This window comes from Streptococcus sp. GMD6S, assembly GCF_000297015.1.
Genome location: NZ_AJRH01000186.1, coordinates 1 through 931 on the forward strand (window position 1 = coordinate 1; position 931 = coordinate 931).

Annotated in this window: 1 protein-coding gene and 1 pseudogene; both read right to left on the reverse strand. The window is 39.4% G+C overall.

The window, feature by feature from the left end; translation table 11 throughout:
* A partial coding sequence (rodZ, locus tag GMD6S_RS09550; RefSeq protein WP_001227970.1) for a cytoskeleton protein RodZ occupies positions 1–761 on the reverse strand: 761 nt, incomplete at its 3' end.
* A gap of 35 nt (positions 762–796) precedes the next feature.
* Positions 797–931: pseudogene (locus GMD6S_RS12640) on the reverse strand (EF-P 5-aminopentanol modification-associated protein YfmH); the annotation flags it as partial.

Sequence of the window (931 nt, forward strand, 5' to 3'; positions counted from 1 at the left end):
ATCGTTTGATTGTCCACAGTCACAGTAACTCCCTTCACTACACCTAAAGTAATGGTAACGGGATTCTTAGTTGAAACTGTTGTTTTTGCATTCTTATTGTCTGCGGACAGTGTCACACCACCCTCCAGCTCACTTCCTGAAACACTAACCCAACTAGCTTCATCTGAAACTGCCAGTTGAACAGTAGCCGTTTCCTTACTCGTTTTATAGCGAGCCACAATGCGGTTTCCTTCACCTGACACTGTAATAGTTGATTCCGTAGTAGACGACGAACTAGACGTCTGACTACTAGAAGATGAACTAGATGAGGTTGTGGAACTAGTCGAGTTCACAATGCTATAATTAGCTGAAGAAGGACTTGGCTGAGTTTGGATGTAGTTCCAAACATAGTAAGTAACAAAAATTAAAATTGACAAAGCAAATAGGACGAAATAAAACAAGGGGAGATAAGACGTTTTTTTCTTATTTGATCGTCTGCGACCAGACAAGTCTTCTTCATCAACATCTACCTCTTCATAGGTGATCATACTGCCTGAATCGTAGGCATCCAAAACAATTCCTTCATCTAACTCTACTGCCCAGGCATATTTTCTTAAAAAAGAACGAGCGTAGAAGGTGCTAGGAAGTAAATCAAAATCATCTGCCTCCATGGCTTCTAGAAAATGCAACTGAATTTCAGTTTTTTCCTGCAATTCTTCCAGACTCAATCCCTGGTTAATTCTAGCTAAACGTAGAACCTCGCCAATTGTTTTTTTTCTCATACGTACCATTCCTTCTTTCTAGTATTAGTCATCTTTTAAGCTGGAAAGATTGTAAAATCAACTAGATCACCATCATCAATCAAACGATGCCCAGCTTCTAGAACATCCTCCAAAGTAATTTCCTGTAAAATTTTCGGAAAATCAAAAATTGTTTCTCCGCGATCCATCGG